The sequence below is a fragment of the Patulibacter sp. NPDC049589 genome (assembly GCF_040675535.1).
Lineage (GTDB): Bacteria > Actinomycetota > Thermoleophilia > Solirubrobacterales > Solirubrobacteraceae > Patulibacter.
Genome location: NZ_JBFAPC010000036.1, coordinates 27,045 through 40,346 on the forward strand (window position 1 = coordinate 27,045; position 13,302 = coordinate 40,346).

General features: G+C 70.5%; 11 protein-coding genes. All 11 read left to right on the plus strand.

Annotated elements, in window-relative coordinates; translation table 11 throughout:
• Positions 1 to 70 precede the first annotated feature (70 nt).
• The 11 genes from AB0L40_RS09250 to AB0L40_RS09300 all read left to right on the plus strand — a co-directional run bounded on the left by AB0L40_RS09250 (position 71) and on the right by AB0L40_RS09300 (position 13,183).
• Complete coding sequence (locus tag AB0L40_RS09250; protein ID WP_364352531.1) at positions 71 to 1,117, plus strand: LLM class F420-dependent oxidoreductase; 1,047 nt, start codon at positions 71 to 73, stop codon at positions 1,115 to 1,117.
• A 132-nt stretch (positions 1,118 to 1,249) separates the two neighbouring features.
• Positions 1,250 to 1,606, plus strand: a complete 357-nt coding sequence (locus AB0L40_RS09255) for a PEP-utilizing enzyme (protein ID WP_364352533.1) — start codon at positions 1,250 to 1,252, stop codon at positions 1,604 to 1,606.
• A 234-nt stretch (positions 1,607 to 1,840) separates the two neighbouring features.
• Positions 1,841 to 2,881, plus strand: coding sequence for a hypothetical protein (locus AB0L40_RS09260; RefSeq protein WP_364352535.1), 1,041 nt, complete (start codon positions 1,841 to 1,843; stop codon positions 2,879 to 2,881).
• Entirely contained in the window at positions 2,878 to 4,038 is a 1,161-nt protein-coding gene (locus AB0L40_RS09265; protein WP_364352537.1) for a hypothetical protein, read from the plus strand. Before AB0L40_RS09260 ends, AB0L40_RS09265 begins: the two co-directional genes overlap by 4 nt.
• 171 nt (positions 4,039 to 4,209) lie before the next feature.
• Complete coding sequence (locus tag AB0L40_RS09270) at positions 4,210 to 5,094, plus strand: TIGR03619 family F420-dependent LLM class oxidoreductase (protein ID WP_364352539.1); 885 nt, start codon at positions 4,210 to 4,212, stop codon at positions 5,092 to 5,094.
• Positions 5,095 to 5,322: 228 nt separating this feature from the next.
• Complete coding sequence (locus AB0L40_RS09275) at positions 5,323 to 6,363, plus strand: hypothetical protein (protein ID WP_364352542.1); 1,041 nt, start codon at positions 5,323 to 5,325, stop codon at positions 6,361 to 6,363.
• Complete coding sequence (locus tag AB0L40_RS09280; protein WP_364352545.1) at positions 6,360 to 7,502, plus strand: hypothetical protein; 1,143 nt, start codon at positions 6,360 to 6,362, stop codon at positions 7,500 to 7,502. The genes AB0L40_RS09275 and AB0L40_RS09280 overlap by 4 nt, the downstream gene beginning before the upstream one ends.
• A gap of 110 nt (positions 7,503 to 7,612) precedes the next feature.
• Positions 7,613 to 8,644 carry a 2,3-butanediol dehydrogenase gene (locus tag AB0L40_RS09285; protein ID WP_364352548.1) on the plus strand — a complete coding sequence of 344 codons (1,032 nt, stop codon included), beginning with the start codon at positions 7,613 to 7,615 and terminating at the stop codon, positions 8,642 to 8,644.
• Positions 8,645 to 9,097: 453 nt separating this feature from the next.
• Positions 9,098 to 10,222 (plus strand): sugar ABC transporter substrate-binding protein, encoded by a 1,125-nt coding sequence (locus AB0L40_RS09290; RefSeq protein ID WP_364352551.1) that lies wholly within the window; start codon positions 9,098 to 9,100, stop codon positions 10,220 to 10,222.
• 377 nt (positions 10,223 to 10,599) lie between these two features.
• A complete protein-coding gene (locus AB0L40_RS09295; RefSeq protein ID WP_364352554.1) occupies positions 10,600 to 11,892 on the plus strand; it encodes a cytochrome P450 in 1,293 nt (430 codons plus the stop codon).
• Positions 11,893 to 12,118: 226 nt separating this feature from the next.
• Positions 12,119 to 13,183, plus strand: coding sequence for a 2,3-butanediol dehydrogenase (locus AB0L40_RS09300; RefSeq protein WP_364352557.1), 1,065 nt, complete (start codon positions 12,119 to 12,121; stop codon positions 13,181 to 13,183).
• The last annotated feature ends 119 nt before the right edge of the window (positions 13,184 to 13,302 follow it).

A 13,302-nucleotide genomic window follows, 5' to 3' on the forward strand; every position in this document is an offset into this window, starting at 1 on the left:
CCTCGGCGGGACCCGAAGCGGGTCGCCCGAGGCACGCGGCACGCGCACACCCGACGAGAGGGACCTCGAGATGAAGCTCGGACTGACCATGGGCTACTGGGGCATCGGCCCGACGCCCGCCGATCAGCTGCGACTCGTGCAGGAGGCCGAGCGTCTCGGCTACGACTCGGTATGGGCGGCCGAGGCCTACGGCTCCGATGCCGTCACGGTGCTTTCGTGGCTCGCGGCGCAGACGTCGACGATCCGGCTGGGCTCCGCGATCCTGCAGATGCCCGCCCGGACCCCGGCGATGACGGCGATGACCGCGGCGACGCTCGACCAGCTGTCCGGGGGGCGGGTGATCCTGGGCCTCGGGTCCTCCGGGCCCCAGGTCTCGGAGGGCTGGCACGGCGTCCCGTTCGCGCGGCAGCTGCAACGCACCCGCGAGTACACCGAGATCCTGCGGACGACGCTCCGGCGCGAGCGCCTGGAGTACGACGGAGAAGTCTTCCGGCTGCCGATTCCCGGAGGTCCCGGGAAGGCCCTGAAGCTCACGATCGCGCCGGTCCAGGAGCAGATCCCGATCTACCTCGCCGCGCTCGGCCCGAAGAACACCGCGCTCGCGGGGGAGATCATGGACGGGTGGATCCCCGTGCTCTTCAGCCCGGAGCACGTGGACGTCCTGCGCCCCCACCTCGCCGCGGGAGCCGCCCGGGCGGGCCGCGATCCGGACGCGGTGCGGATCGCCCCGATGGTCAACGTGGTCGTCACCGACGACCCGGCCGCCGGTCGTGACGTGCTTCGGCCGTTCCTCGCACTTTACCTCGGGGGCATGGGGTCGCGGAAGAACAACTTCTACGTCAATGTCGTCTCCGAGTACGGTTTCGCGGACGCGGCGCGCCGGGTCCAGGAGCTCTACCTCGAGGGCCGTACGGACGAGGCCGCGGCGGCGCTGCCCGACGACCTGATCGACGCCGTGTCGATCGTCGGACGGCCGGACGTGGTCCGCGACCGCCTGCGGGCGTTCGCCGCCGCCGGTGTCGACACCGTGATGTGCGCAGCCGTCGCTGCGACGAGCGTCGAGGAGAAGGTGGCGCAGCTGCGGCTCGTCCGGGAGCTCGCCGAGGATTTCGGATAGGTGAGGGCGTCGCGCCGAGCTGGAGACGACGACAGAACGGCGAGGACGCTCCCGACGCGGCCACCGAGGTCGGCTATACAAGGCGCATGACACCGATCGACAGCACAGACACGCGGCACGGGGGTGAGACGCATGGCCTCTGACACCGGCACGCTCGCGGCTCGCGGGACCCCGACGATCAAGACGGAGAGCATCGAGGGCAACGTCGTCGACGTGCGGACCCCGGACCAGATCCTCGGCCTCCTCGACATGGACCTCACCGAGGTCATCGTCCTGATCCACACCGCCGGCGCCTCGATGCTGGCGCCGGTGTTCGGGGATCTGCGTGGGGTGCTCTGCACCGTGGGAGGCCCCGGCGCCCACGTCGCGATCATCTCGCGCGAGTTCGGCGTGCCCTGCGTCGTGGCGCTGGACATCTTCGGCGAGGACATCGTCGGGCGTCGCGTCCGGGTCGAGCCGTCGGGAGAGGTCCACATCATCGGCGATTGACGGGTCGCCGCGGTGACCCGGGTGGGTGGTCCGCCGGGAACGCTCCCGGCGGACCACCCACCCCGTCCGGCAACCTCGCCGGGCAGCTCCGTAAAAGGCTACAAGCCACGTCGATCGACCTCCGACCGTCTTGGTCGTCGGCGAGTCTCAACGGGACCGACGGCGAGGAGCCGTCCGCGACCGTCGGCGCATTCCGTCGCCGGCGGCCACCAGGCACGAGCAGGAGCTCACGAGATGCTGACGCACGACGACGACGCGACGATCCACCAGGCGGGGGAGGTCCCCGAGTGGCGCGAGAGCTTCTACGTCAACTTCGCGGACACGGAGTCGCGGTTCTACGGCGCGGCGTGGCAGGGGCTGCGTCCGAACGTCGGCGTCGCCGAGGCCACGTTCCTGTTGTTCGACCGCAAGACCGCGCGCGTGCGCTCGGTCGACACCGCGCTCCAGGTCCCCGGGGACTCCGATCGACGGAGCCTCGGCAATCAGCGCTTCGAGTGCATCGACCCGTGGAGTCACTGGCGCGTGCACTACGAGGACGACGCGGCAAAGCTCCAGATCGACTGGCGCCAGACGACGGCGACGATCGATCACGACCCCACCGGCACGCCCGGCCAGGACGTCGACGGCGAGCTGCCCGAGGACGAGGCGAGCTTCTACCGGGTCGCGAAGCACTTCGAGGCGACCGGGACGATCGACTGCGTCGGCGAGATCGACGGGGAGCCGATCGCGTTCACGGGCTTCGGCACACGCGATCGGGCGTGGGGCCCTCGCAACTACGGCCTGCTGCGCTTCATGTGGTGGCAGACCGTCCAGTTCCCCGACGGGGACGCCGTGCACGTGATGCTGCTCCGCGACGCGGACGACGCCATCAACCTCTTCGGCATGCTCCATCGGGACGGGCGGTCCCTGCCCGCAACGATCGCCGAGGTCGACGTGGCCTACGACGACGCGGTGACGGGCGCCCCGGTCTCCGGGTCCCAGCGGTTCGTCGACGTCGAGGGCCGCGAGCTGGTCATCACCGGGATGGAGCCGATGCACGTCGCCCCGATGACGATCCTGGCCGACGGCACGGACGTCGTGCCGCGCCGCGTGGAGTCCCCCGACGAGAAGGTCTACTTCTGGACCTGGCAGCGCTTCGTGCGCTCCGACGGGGTGGTCGGACACGGCATGGTCGACCAGGCGTACTGGCAGGGGCTGCAGCAGAGCCGGTTCGCGTCGACTGCGGCGACGGGGCGGCTCTACGACTTCGGGCTCACCGAGGAGCCGGCACGATGACGACCGACGCACCGGGCGCGCAGGCGGTCGTGATCCCGACACCGGACGAGATCGAGGCGCTGAACTTCGCCGGCGTCCGCTCGCTGATGATCGGCCGGACGGCGCTCGAGGCCCCGCTGGTCGACGTGCCCGGCAAGATGATCCACGGCAGCTATGCGATGGCGCACGTGCTGCCCGACATCGCACGGACGATCGAGGATCGGATGCCTGCCGAGGAGCTCGGACGCCGGCTCAAGCAGACGAGCGTGCAGATGAGCGTCGGGCTCGGCGGACTGCTGTTCACGTACGTCCTCGGGCGACTGCAGCGCCACCTCGATGCCGGCTGGCCCGACGGCGGTCGCGTCGACGACGACGAGGGCGCGGCGTTCCTCTACACCTGGTGGGCCCGCGCGATGAGCACCTACCGCGAGGACGACGTGCTGTTGCCGACTGCCGACTCTCCCGGCTGGCCGATCCTCGCCCCGGACGCCGTGAAGGTCCTGGCCGACCAAGCGCTGGCCCGGGGACCGATCCAGGACGTGGACGGGGCCCGGCGCGCGATCGCTCAACTCGAGGCGTTCGTCTTCATGCTGCACGCCGACGCACGGGACGGCATCAACCATCACGGCCCGTACGACCTCGGTGACGGCCGCGTGCTGCTCGTCAAGGAGCACACCGACATCCAGAACCCGTACCTGCCCTGGGGGCCGGAGCACCACGCCCCGGTGTCCCGCATCGCGATCGCGCTGGTCCTCGAGAACGTGCAGATCGAGGTCGACCTCGTCGGTGGCCTCTCGGCATCACCGCAGAACTACCTCGCCAACTGCGTCGGGTTCGACGTCCTCGTCGACGACGACCTGCACTCGGTGTCCGAGGAAGAGTGGCACGAGATCGCGGCGAGCACCGGGCCCCTGAACCGCTCGCTCCTCAAGCGCTTCATGGGCTGGGACGCGCGGCAGAGAGCCGACCACGGAGCGGCGCAGTACGGCAACGTGACGCGGGGCTGGATGGAGACCGCCGGCTTCACGCAGGACGAGGTCAAGAAGATCGCGATCGAGCCGTTCGTCGCCGCCGGCGACCGCTACATCGACCGCATCGCCGCGGGCGATCATCCGCCGATCTTCGCGTTCGTCGTCAGCGACGACCCGAAGCTCGTGCCTATCCGGGCGTCGGCCTGATGCGGCGCCCCGTGATGGCGGTCCGGCAAAGATCCGGACCGCCACGACGCCCCGGACCTTGGGGAATCCTCCAAGCGTCCGGGCAACCGCCGTCCGGATTCCCGTCGCCCGGTCTGATGGAGACGGCAGCGGCGCCCGCCGCGTGCTGGGCGACGAGGAGCTGAGCTGCGCATGGTGAACATCGGGATCTTCCAGGTCGTCGCCGACCGCACCGCGGACCCGGCGATCGTGGCCAAGCGGGTGGAGGAGCTGGGCTTCCACTCCTACTGGCTCGGGGATCACACGATCTACCCCGTGGTCAACGAGGACCTCTACCCGCGGCTCGAGGAGGTCGAGGAACCGTCGTACCTCCCGTACATCGGCGACCCGCTGATGGCCCTCGCGCGCGCGGGAGCGGTCACCGATCGGATCAAGCTCGGGACGGCGATCTGCCTGGTCGCGGAGCGCAACCCCATCCTGCTCGCCAAGCAGGTGGCGACGCTCGACGATCACACCGGCGGTCGTGTCCTCCTCGGTGTCGGCGGCGGCTGGAACCGAGCGCAGTGCGAGATCCTGGGCGGGGACTTCGACCGGCGCTGGGCGCACGTCCGCGACCATGTGCACGCGATGAAGGCGCTGTGGACGGACGACCCCTCGAGCTACGAGGGGCGCTACGCGAGCTTCCCGCCCGTCCGGTGCTTCCCGAAGCCGGTCTCCTCCCCGCACCCGCCGATCCTGCTCGGGAGCAACGGCACGAGCACCTCGTTCAAGCGCGTCGCAGGATGGGGCGACGGGTGGATGCCCCACTCGATCGAGAGCGCCGAGTCCTACGCGGACGGGGTCGCGACGATCAGGGAGCTGGCCGGCGAGGCAGGCCGGGACGTGGATGCGCTGCAGTTCAGCGTCGTCGCCACGGAGGGGCAGTACCGGACCGCGGACGAGATCCTCGCGCTCGGGGCGGCGGGGGCGGACCGCGTCAACATCTGGCTCCTCGAGGCCGATCTCGACGGCATCCTGCGGGAGCTCGACGAGCTCGCGGTGGTCCAGCGCGACGTCACCGCGGCGACGCGCGCCTGAGCGTCGCACGGCGCGACGCCGGCGAGCGTCGACCGAGTGGTCTCGAAGCCCCCGACGGGCGCCGTCCGTCGCGCACGAGGTCGTTGTGCGCGGCGACAATCCGGTCCCGCGTGCTCGAGCTGGACGGCGGTCGCGGATACGTTGGATCCGACGGTCTGACGCACCGACGTCGCAGTCGGATGACGGGACCGCAGAAGCCCAGGCCTTGGCCACGAGAAGGGGAACCGGATGCTGCAGCACCACGACGACGACTCGATCCACACCGCGAGCGACGCGCCCACGTGGCGCGAGAGCTTCTACTGCAACTTCGCCGACACCGAGTCCCGGTACTACGGCGTCGCGTGGCAGGGGGTCCGCCCGAACCAGGAGGTCGCCGAGGCGGTCTTCGTGCTCTTCGATCGCGAGACCGCGCTGATCCGCTCGGTCCAGACCCAGCTGCCGGTCGCCGCGGACACCGACCGCAGGGCCGTCGGCAACCAGACGTTCACGTGCCACGAGCCGTGGCGCCACTGGTCGGTGACGTTCGACGACGGGACCTCCAACCTGACCGTCGACTGGCAGCAGCTCTCGGAGGTCTGCGACCACGACGCCACCGGAACGCCCGGCCGGCCGGTCGACCCGGACACCGTCGAGGCCCCGGACGAGGCGTCCTTCTACGGCGCGGCCAAGCACTTCGAGGCCACAGGCCGGATCGAGGCGTCGGGCGAGGTCGACGGACGACCGATCTCCTTCACGGGCTTCGGGACCCGCGACCGGGCCTGGGGCCCGCGCAACTGGGGGCTGCTCGGCTTCTGCTGGTGGCAGACCACCCAGTTCGCCGACGGCGACGCGGTGCACGCGCTCCTGCTCCAGGAGAAGGTCGGGGACGACATGAGCCTGTTCGGCATGCTCCACCGCGACGGCCGCACCCGGCCGGCGATGCTCCTCGAGTGCGAGATCGGCTACGACGGCGAGCCGGGTCCTCCGACGTCCGCCCGCCAGCGCTGGGTCGACGACGAGGGGCGCGAGCTGATCATCGAGAGCATGCAGCTCCTCGCGCACCAGCCGTTCGCGATCCTCGCGGACGGCCAGAACCTCGAGCCCCGGACGATCGAGACGCCTGAGGAGAACGCGTACTTCTGGACGTGGCAGCGGTTCGTGCGGGACGACGGCGTCGTGGGCCACGGGATGATCGACCAGGCCTGCTGGAGCGGGATGCAGCACACGACGTTCGCATCGACGGTGCCGACCGGCAAGCTCTACGACTACGGCGTCAGCCAGCACGCATGAGCACCGCCGACGTCCGCGCCACGGTGCTGGACCCGAACGAGATCGAGGCGCTCAACCTGGCGGGTGTCCGAACGCTCATGGGCGCTCGGACAGCGCTCGAGGCTCCGCTCCTCGACGTGCCGGGCAAGATGATCCACGGCAACTACGCCATGGCGCACACGCTGCCGTCGATCGCGCGCGCCATCGAGGAGCGCGTGCCGGCGGAGGAGCTCGGCCGTCGCCTGAAGCAGACGAGCGTGCAGATGAGCATCGGGCTCGGTGGACTCCTGTTCACGTACGTCCTCGGGCGGCTCCAGCGTCACCTCGACGCCGGCTGGCCGGATGGCGGGCGGGTCGACGACGACGAGGGCGCGGCGTTCGTCTACTCGTGGTGGGCACGCGCGATGCGCGAGTACCGGAACGACGGGCGGCTGCTCCCCGGGGGCGACGCACGGGGGTGGCCGATCCTGGGCGACGCAGACGTCAAGGAGCTCGCGGGCCTGGCCCTCGAGCGCGGACCGGTCCAGGACACCGCGGGCGCGCGCCGGTCGATCGCGCAGCTCGAGGCGTTCATCTTCATGCTCCACGCGGACGCACGGGACGGCATCAACCACCACGGTCCCTACGACCTGGGTGACGGCCGGATCCTCTTGGTGAAGGAGCACACCGACATCCAGAACCTCTACCTGCCCTGGGGCCCGGATCACCGGGCGTCGGAGTCGCGGGTCGTGCTCGCCTTGGTGCTGCAGGACGTCGACTGCCGCATCGACTTCGTCGGCGGGCTGCACATCGACGAGGACTACCTGAGCCGGTGCGTGGGCTTCGAGGTGCTCGTCGGCGACGACCTCCGCAGCGTCTCGGAGCAGGAGTGGCACGAGCTCGCGGAGAGCCTCGGACCGCTGAACCGCTCGCTGCTCAAGCACTACATGGGATGGGACGAGCGGCAGAAGGTCGACCACGGCGCGGTGCAGTACGGCAACGTCCTGCGCGGCTGGATGGAGACCGCCGGGTTCACCGAGGCGGAGACCCGCCGGATCGTGATCGACCCGATGGTCGCCGCGGGCGAGCGCTACACCGACCGGATCGTCGGCGGGGACTTCCCGCCGATCTGGGACTTCGTCGGCGGGGACTACCCGCCGGTGCCGTCGATCCGCACCTGAGCGGACCGCGGGCGGGCACCAGGAGGCCTTCCGGCGGCGCCTGTCGCCGGAAGAGACGTGGAGACGACGGAACGAGGATGGCTATGCGAGCGCTGCGCTTCCATGCGGCAATGGACTTCCGACTGGAGGAGGTGCCGGAACCGGCGCCCGGGCCGGGCGAGGTCAAGGTCGCGGTCCGGGCCTGCGGGGTCTGCGGATCCGACCTGCACGAGTACACGATGGGCCCCCTGCAGATCCCGAGACCGGAGTCGCCGCATCCGCGGACCGGCGTCGCGCTGCCCGTCACCCTCGGGCACGAGATGTCCGGGGTCGTGGCGGAGCTCGGCGCGGGGGTCGAGGGCTTCGCCGTCGGCGACCGCGTCGCGATGGAGCCGGTGACGTCGTGCGGGCGCTGTCGTCCCTGCCGGCGGGGCGACTACAACCTCTGCGACAGCGTCGCGTTCATGGGGTTGAGCGCACTCGGGGGCGGGTACGCCGACTTCCAGGTCTCGCCCGCGAACCTTGTGCACAAGCTGCCCGACTCCGTCCCGTTCGACGTGGGCGCCCTGGTGGAGCCGCTCTCGGTCGGCTGGTACGGCCTGCAGCGCGCAGGATTCGCGATCGGCCAGACGGCGCTCGTGACGGGCGCCGGACCCGTGGGGTCCGGGGTGGTGTCGTGCCTGCGCACCGCCGGTGCCGGCTGGGTCGGGGCGACGGACCTCGCGCCGGCCCGCCTCGCTCTCGCGACGGCGCTGGGGGCCGACGACGCATTCGACCCGAGGTCGACGGACGTCGTGGCCGCGATCGCGGAGCGAACGGACGGCGAGGGCGTCGACCTGGCGATCGACGCGACGGGAGCCCAGGCCGGCATCGACACCGCGCTGGCGTGCGTCCGGCGCGGCGGCACGGTACTGAGCCTCGGCGTCTTCGAGGAGCCGTCGACCATCGACCTGACGACGATGCTCGGCAAGGGCACGAGGCTCGTCCAGAGCCCGGCCTACGCGTGGACGTTCCCGGAGGTCATCGCCGCCCTCGCCCGGGGCGACCTCGCCACGGACGGGATGATCACCGCCCGGGTGCCCCTCGCGGACGCGGTCGACGGGGCGTTCGAGGAGCTGGTCCGCAACCGCGACGCCCACGTGAAGATCGTCATCGAGCCGTAGCCGCCCGGCGCGGGATCCGCGCGGCCGTCGTGCCGCCCTCGGGGGGCCATGAGCACTACCAAACGACACCGGGCCCTGATCGCATCCTCGCGCCTTCACGAGAACACACCAAAGACCGTAAGGGGGTGGAGGCGCGCGACCGCTCCCGCGCGCCTCCCGCGGCCTGTCGTGGGGCTCCGAGGCACCGCGTCGCGTCGTGCGACCGTGGCGCGGGAGGGCGGAAAGCGGTGGGATGTTGGACCGTTCTACAGGTGGCCTCCCGGGGTCTCGGACGGGTCGGCCGCAGGGGTAGGTTCGGGGCGATTCGACGGGTTGGTCTGCGTTCTCGCACACCGACTTCGATCGATTTCGCGTGGCCTCCGTTCCGGCCGCAGGATGTGGTCCGGAAGTGGTGGGGGACGACGCGGATGTGCGAGACCTACAGGAGAGAATCGAATGCGACGTTTGATCAGCATGGTGGTGCTCGGGGTGGTGTGCCTGTCGGGAGTGACGGCATGCGGTAGCGACTCCGACACGAAGGACGAGCCTGATGCACCCGCCGCGACGGCCGATGCAGGGGCCTCCTCCAAGGTGGTTGAGGACGCCAAGGCGAACCTGAAGACGCTGCTCGCGCCGGCCAAGCTGGAGGGCGACGCGCCCTTCAAGGCCAACAGCGGCAAGAAGCTGGGCGTCCTGAACTGCGGCGCGGCGATCCCGCTCTGCAACGTCATGGTCGACAACGCGAAGGAAGCGGCGGCCGCCCTTGGCTGGACGGTCGTGACGGTGGACGGGAAGCTCTCCCCCCAGGGGTGGAACACCGGGATGAAGCAGCTCATCGCGCAGAAGCCGGATCTGATCCTCAGCAACATCGCCCAGGACTCCGCGATTCCGCAGCCGCTCGCCGCCGCCGCCAAGGCGAAGATCCCGGTCGCCTGCGCATACTGCGCGAACACCTTCGACAAGCCGGTCGCCAATCCGGCACAGGCCAACGCGGACAACGACTACCGCGCGCAGGCCCAGGCGGCGGCGGACACGATCATCGCCCAGAGCGACGGCAAGGCCAGGGTGGCGGTCCTGTCGTTCAATCTCAACATCGCGCCCCGGACGCGCGTCGAGGCCTTCAAGAAGGCGATGAAGAAGTGTGCGGAGTGCGAGGTCGTCGCCTCGGAGGAGATCGGCGCCACCAGCGATCCGGCGGGAAAGACCCGGACGATCACCCGGGCCATCCTCTCCAAGTTCCCTGCCGGCGATCTCGACTGGATCGTCAGTCCGGCCGACAGCTACACGGTGGGGGTGACGCAGGCCGTCAAGCTCTCGCGTCGTGACGACGTGAAGGTGCTCGGCTACGACTGCAACCCGGATGCGGCCGTCGACGACGTGCGCACGGGTGCGAGCGAGGGCTGCATCGACAGCTCGGTGTACCCGTCGGTGTGGGCCGCGATCGACCAGCTCGCGCGGATCGATGCCGGGGTGCCGCACAAGAAGCTCGTGCCCCTGCCGTTCCAGATCGTCAGCAAGAACAACGCTCCGGCTGCCGGTAAGCCCGTCTTCTCCTTCGACTACAAGGGGTACTACAAGAACCTCTGGAAGGGCGAGTAGGCCACAGGAGCGGGCGGCGGGGCGCTGCGCCGGCGGTGCCGGCGCAGCGTCGCGCGCGTCCGCTCTTCCTCCGCCGCCGCGGGCCGCCCGCGGGCCGCCCGCGCGGGGTGGCGCCGCGAGAGCGGGACCGCCCGCTCCACCGGCCGCTCCGGCGACCCCTCGAGGACGCAGCGCGTGTGGACGCCCCGCCCCGAGGGTCCGGCGCCGCCCGGATCCGTCCCCTGCATCGCCGTCCCGGCGGCGGGCCCACCGACGAGATCCTCCGTCCCGGCGCTACGTCGTTCTTGGGGAAGCCGACAAGTGCCCAGGTCGCCGCCGGGGTGGGTTCCGCACCGAAATATGTTCGGCTCACTACTACGAGATAGCGACGTGACCACATGAGCGAGACCAACAGCAAGCAGCAGATCCGCCTCACTGACACTGCGATCAACGAGTGCCCGGTTGCGGCATACCGCGAGGTGCATCAGACGGGCGAGTCGATGCAGTACGAGGAGGACTTCGGGTGGGTCGTCTGGGGGGCCGGGGCGATCCGCACGATGTTCACGGACACCGCCCGGTTCTCGAGTGAGCTCTACGGACCCGAGGGTCCGCGGCACATGGGCGTGATGGGTGTGGACGCCGAGCCCTACAACGACGAGGTGCGGGACCTGCTGGCGCAGTACCAGCGCATGGACAACGCGCTCTTCTGCGCCGACCCGCCGGTCCACAGCCGGCACCGCGCGATCGCCCGGAAGGCGCTGGGGCCCAAGTGGGTCCGCTCCATCGAGCCCGACATCCGCGCGTTCGCGGAGGAGACCGCCGATCGCTTCGTCGCCGACGGCCGGTGCGAGCTGATCTCGCAGTACGCGGTCCCGATCCCGCTCACCGTCATCGCGGACAAGCTCGGCATCCCGCGGGAGATCCACCCGGACCTCCGCCGGTGGTCCGACGAGATGATCATCGGCAGCATGGAGGTGCTCAAGAACGAGAAGCGCGTGGTGATCGCCCACGCCGTCCTCGAGTACCAGGCGTACATGATGGAGCGGATCACGGAGCGTCGCGAGACGCCGCAGAACGACCTCCTGAGCGAGCTGGTGCACCTGCGCGTCGCCGACGGCGAGGACGGGGTGACGGACGACCGGCCGCTGACGGACGCCGAGCTGCTCACCATCGTCGAGCAGATCTTCACGGCCGGGAACGAGACGACGGCCAACCTCATCGGCAACGCCATGGTGCTCCTCGCCCGCAACCCGGAGCTCATGGAGCGTATCCGGGGGGACTTCTCGCTGATCCCGGCGTTCCTGGAGGAGGTGCTGAGGACCGAGGCTCCGCAGCGCATCACGGCGCGGCTGGTCCACGAGCGCCTGGATCTCGGAGGCGGAAAGGTGGCGGAGCCCGGCGAGGTCGTGATCGCCCATCTCGGCGCGGCCAACTACGACGGCGCCGAGTTCGAGTGCCCGTTCGACTTCGACATGGACGACACGAAGGGCCGCCACCTCGCGTTCGGCCACGGTCCCCACTTCTGCCCGGGCGCCGAGCTCGCGCGCACGGAGGCCCGGATCGCTCTTGAGGTGCTCCTCGAGCGGATCGAGGACGTGGCGTTGGTCGACGACGCCGGCCTCACGCGCGTCCCGGTGTACTCGCTGCTGGGGTGGGAGAGGATCGATCTGACCTTCAGGTCCGTCGCCTAGGCGCGCCGGCGGGCGAGCGTGGTCCGGCGGGGCACCGGGGGCGCTCAGATCGCTCACGCCTGTCAGTTCCGAAGAGCGGCGTGCACGACCACGCCGACGGACGATGGCGATAGGGCCGGACCGGCCGCACCCGGATCCGACGAACGAGGCGCGCACGCGCCGGGCGGGGAAGGTCGGCTCCTCGTCCTGGGACACGGCCGACAGCAGACCAACGAGGAGACCGAACATGCAGGCCCTTCGATTCCACGGAGCTCAGGACATCCGGCTCGACGACGTCGCCGAGCCGCAGACGCAGGCGGGACAGGTGAAGATCAAGGTGCACTGGTGCGGGATCTGTGGATCGGACCTCCACGAGTACCTCGCGGGTCCGATCATGACCCCGACGCCCGACGCCCCGCACCCGCTGACCGGGGAGTCGATGCCCCTGACCATGGGACACGAGTTCGCGGGCGAGATCGTCGAGGTGGGCGACGGGGTCGAGGGACTCGCGATCGCCGACCTCGTCGCCGTCGAGCCGCTGCTCTTCTGCGGCGAGTGCGAGCTCTGTCGCGCGGGCGACTACAACTTGTGCCCGAAGTTCGGTGCGATCGGCGTCGTCGGTGGCGGGGGCGCGTTCGCCGAGTTCATCACGGTCCCCGTGCATCTCGTCCACCCGCTGCCCGAAGGTGTCACCACCGAGCAGGCCGCCGTGGCGGAGCCGGTGTGCGTGGGGTGGCACGCCGTTGGCCGGAGCGGGCTGCGGGATGGCGGCTCCGCCCTGGTGATCGGCGCGGGGCCGATCGGGCTGGCGACGCTGATCGCGCTGAAGGCGCGTGGAGCAGGGTTCGTCGCCGTCGCCGATCGGTCGACCGGAGCGCGGCGTGACGCGGCGCTGGCGTTGGGCGCGGACCTCTTCGTCGACGCGTCGAGCGAGTCGATCGGCGACGCGATCCGAGCGGCGACCGGCGGCCTGGGACCGGACGTCGTCTTCGAGGTCGCCGGCGCGCAGGCGGCGTTCGACGACGCGGTCGACGCGGTGCGGCCCAAGGGGCGCATCGTCAGTCTGGCGGTCTGGGAGAAGGACGTGCGCATCGACCTCAACCGACTCCTCCTCAAGGAGGTGGAGATCGTCCTGAGCCTGGCCTACGCCAACGAGTACCGGGTGGTGCTCGACGCCATCGCCGACGGTCGGATCTCGAACCTCGACGCGATGGTCACCGGGCGCATCCCGCTCGGAGAGGTCGTGGAGGGCGGATTCGAGACCCTGATCGAGCATCGGGACGATCACGTGAAGATCCTGGTCCATCCGTAGCGCGGGCCGGTCGCGTGGGGTGCCGCCGGGCGCGCCGGCCGCGACGTTCGTCGCGATGTGGATCGCGAGGACGACCATCACGAGCAGCGACGCCGACCGGTGCAGGTGGTCGACGACGA

Coding starts and splice junctions, on each gene's coding strand:
- AB0L40_RS09250 (WP_364352531.1), top strand. CDS start 71: ATGAAGCTCGGACTGACCATGGGCTACTGGGGCATCGGCCCGACGCCC.
- AB0L40_RS09255 (WP_364352533.1), top strand. CDS start 1,250: ATGGCCTCTGACACCGGCACGCTCGCGGCTCGCGGGACCCCGACGATC.
- AB0L40_RS09260 (WP_364352535.1), top strand. CDS start 1,841: ATGCTGACGCACGACGACGACGCGACGATCCACCAGGCGGGGGAGGTC.
- AB0L40_RS09265 (WP_364352537.1), top strand. CDS start 2,878: ATGACGACCGACGCACCGGGCGCGCAGGCGGTCGTGATCCCGACACCG.
- AB0L40_RS09270 (WP_364352539.1), top strand. CDS start 4,210: ATGGTGAACATCGGGATCTTCCAGGTCGTCGCCGACCGCACCGCGGAC.
- AB0L40_RS09275 (WP_364352542.1), top strand. CDS start 5,323: ATGCTGCAGCACCACGACGACGACTCGATCCACACCGCGAGCGACGCG.
- AB0L40_RS09280 (WP_364352545.1), top strand. CDS start 6,360: ATGAGCACCGCCGACGTCCGCGCCACGGTGCTGGACCCGAACGAGATC.
- AB0L40_RS09285 (WP_364352548.1), top strand. CDS start 7,613: ATGGACTTCCGACTGGAGGAGGTGCCGGAACCGGCGCCCGGGCCGGGC.
- AB0L40_RS09290 (WP_364352551.1), top strand. CDS start 9,098: ATGGTGGTGCTCGGGGTGGTGTGCCTGTCGGGAGTGACGGCATGCGGT.
- AB0L40_RS09295 (WP_364352554.1), top strand. CDS start 10,600: ATGAGCGAGACCAACAGCAAGCAGCAGATCCGCCTCACTGACACTGCG.
- AB0L40_RS09300 (WP_364352557.1), top strand. CDS start 12,119: ATGCAGGCCCTTCGATTCCACGGAGCTCAGGACATCCGGCTCGACGAC.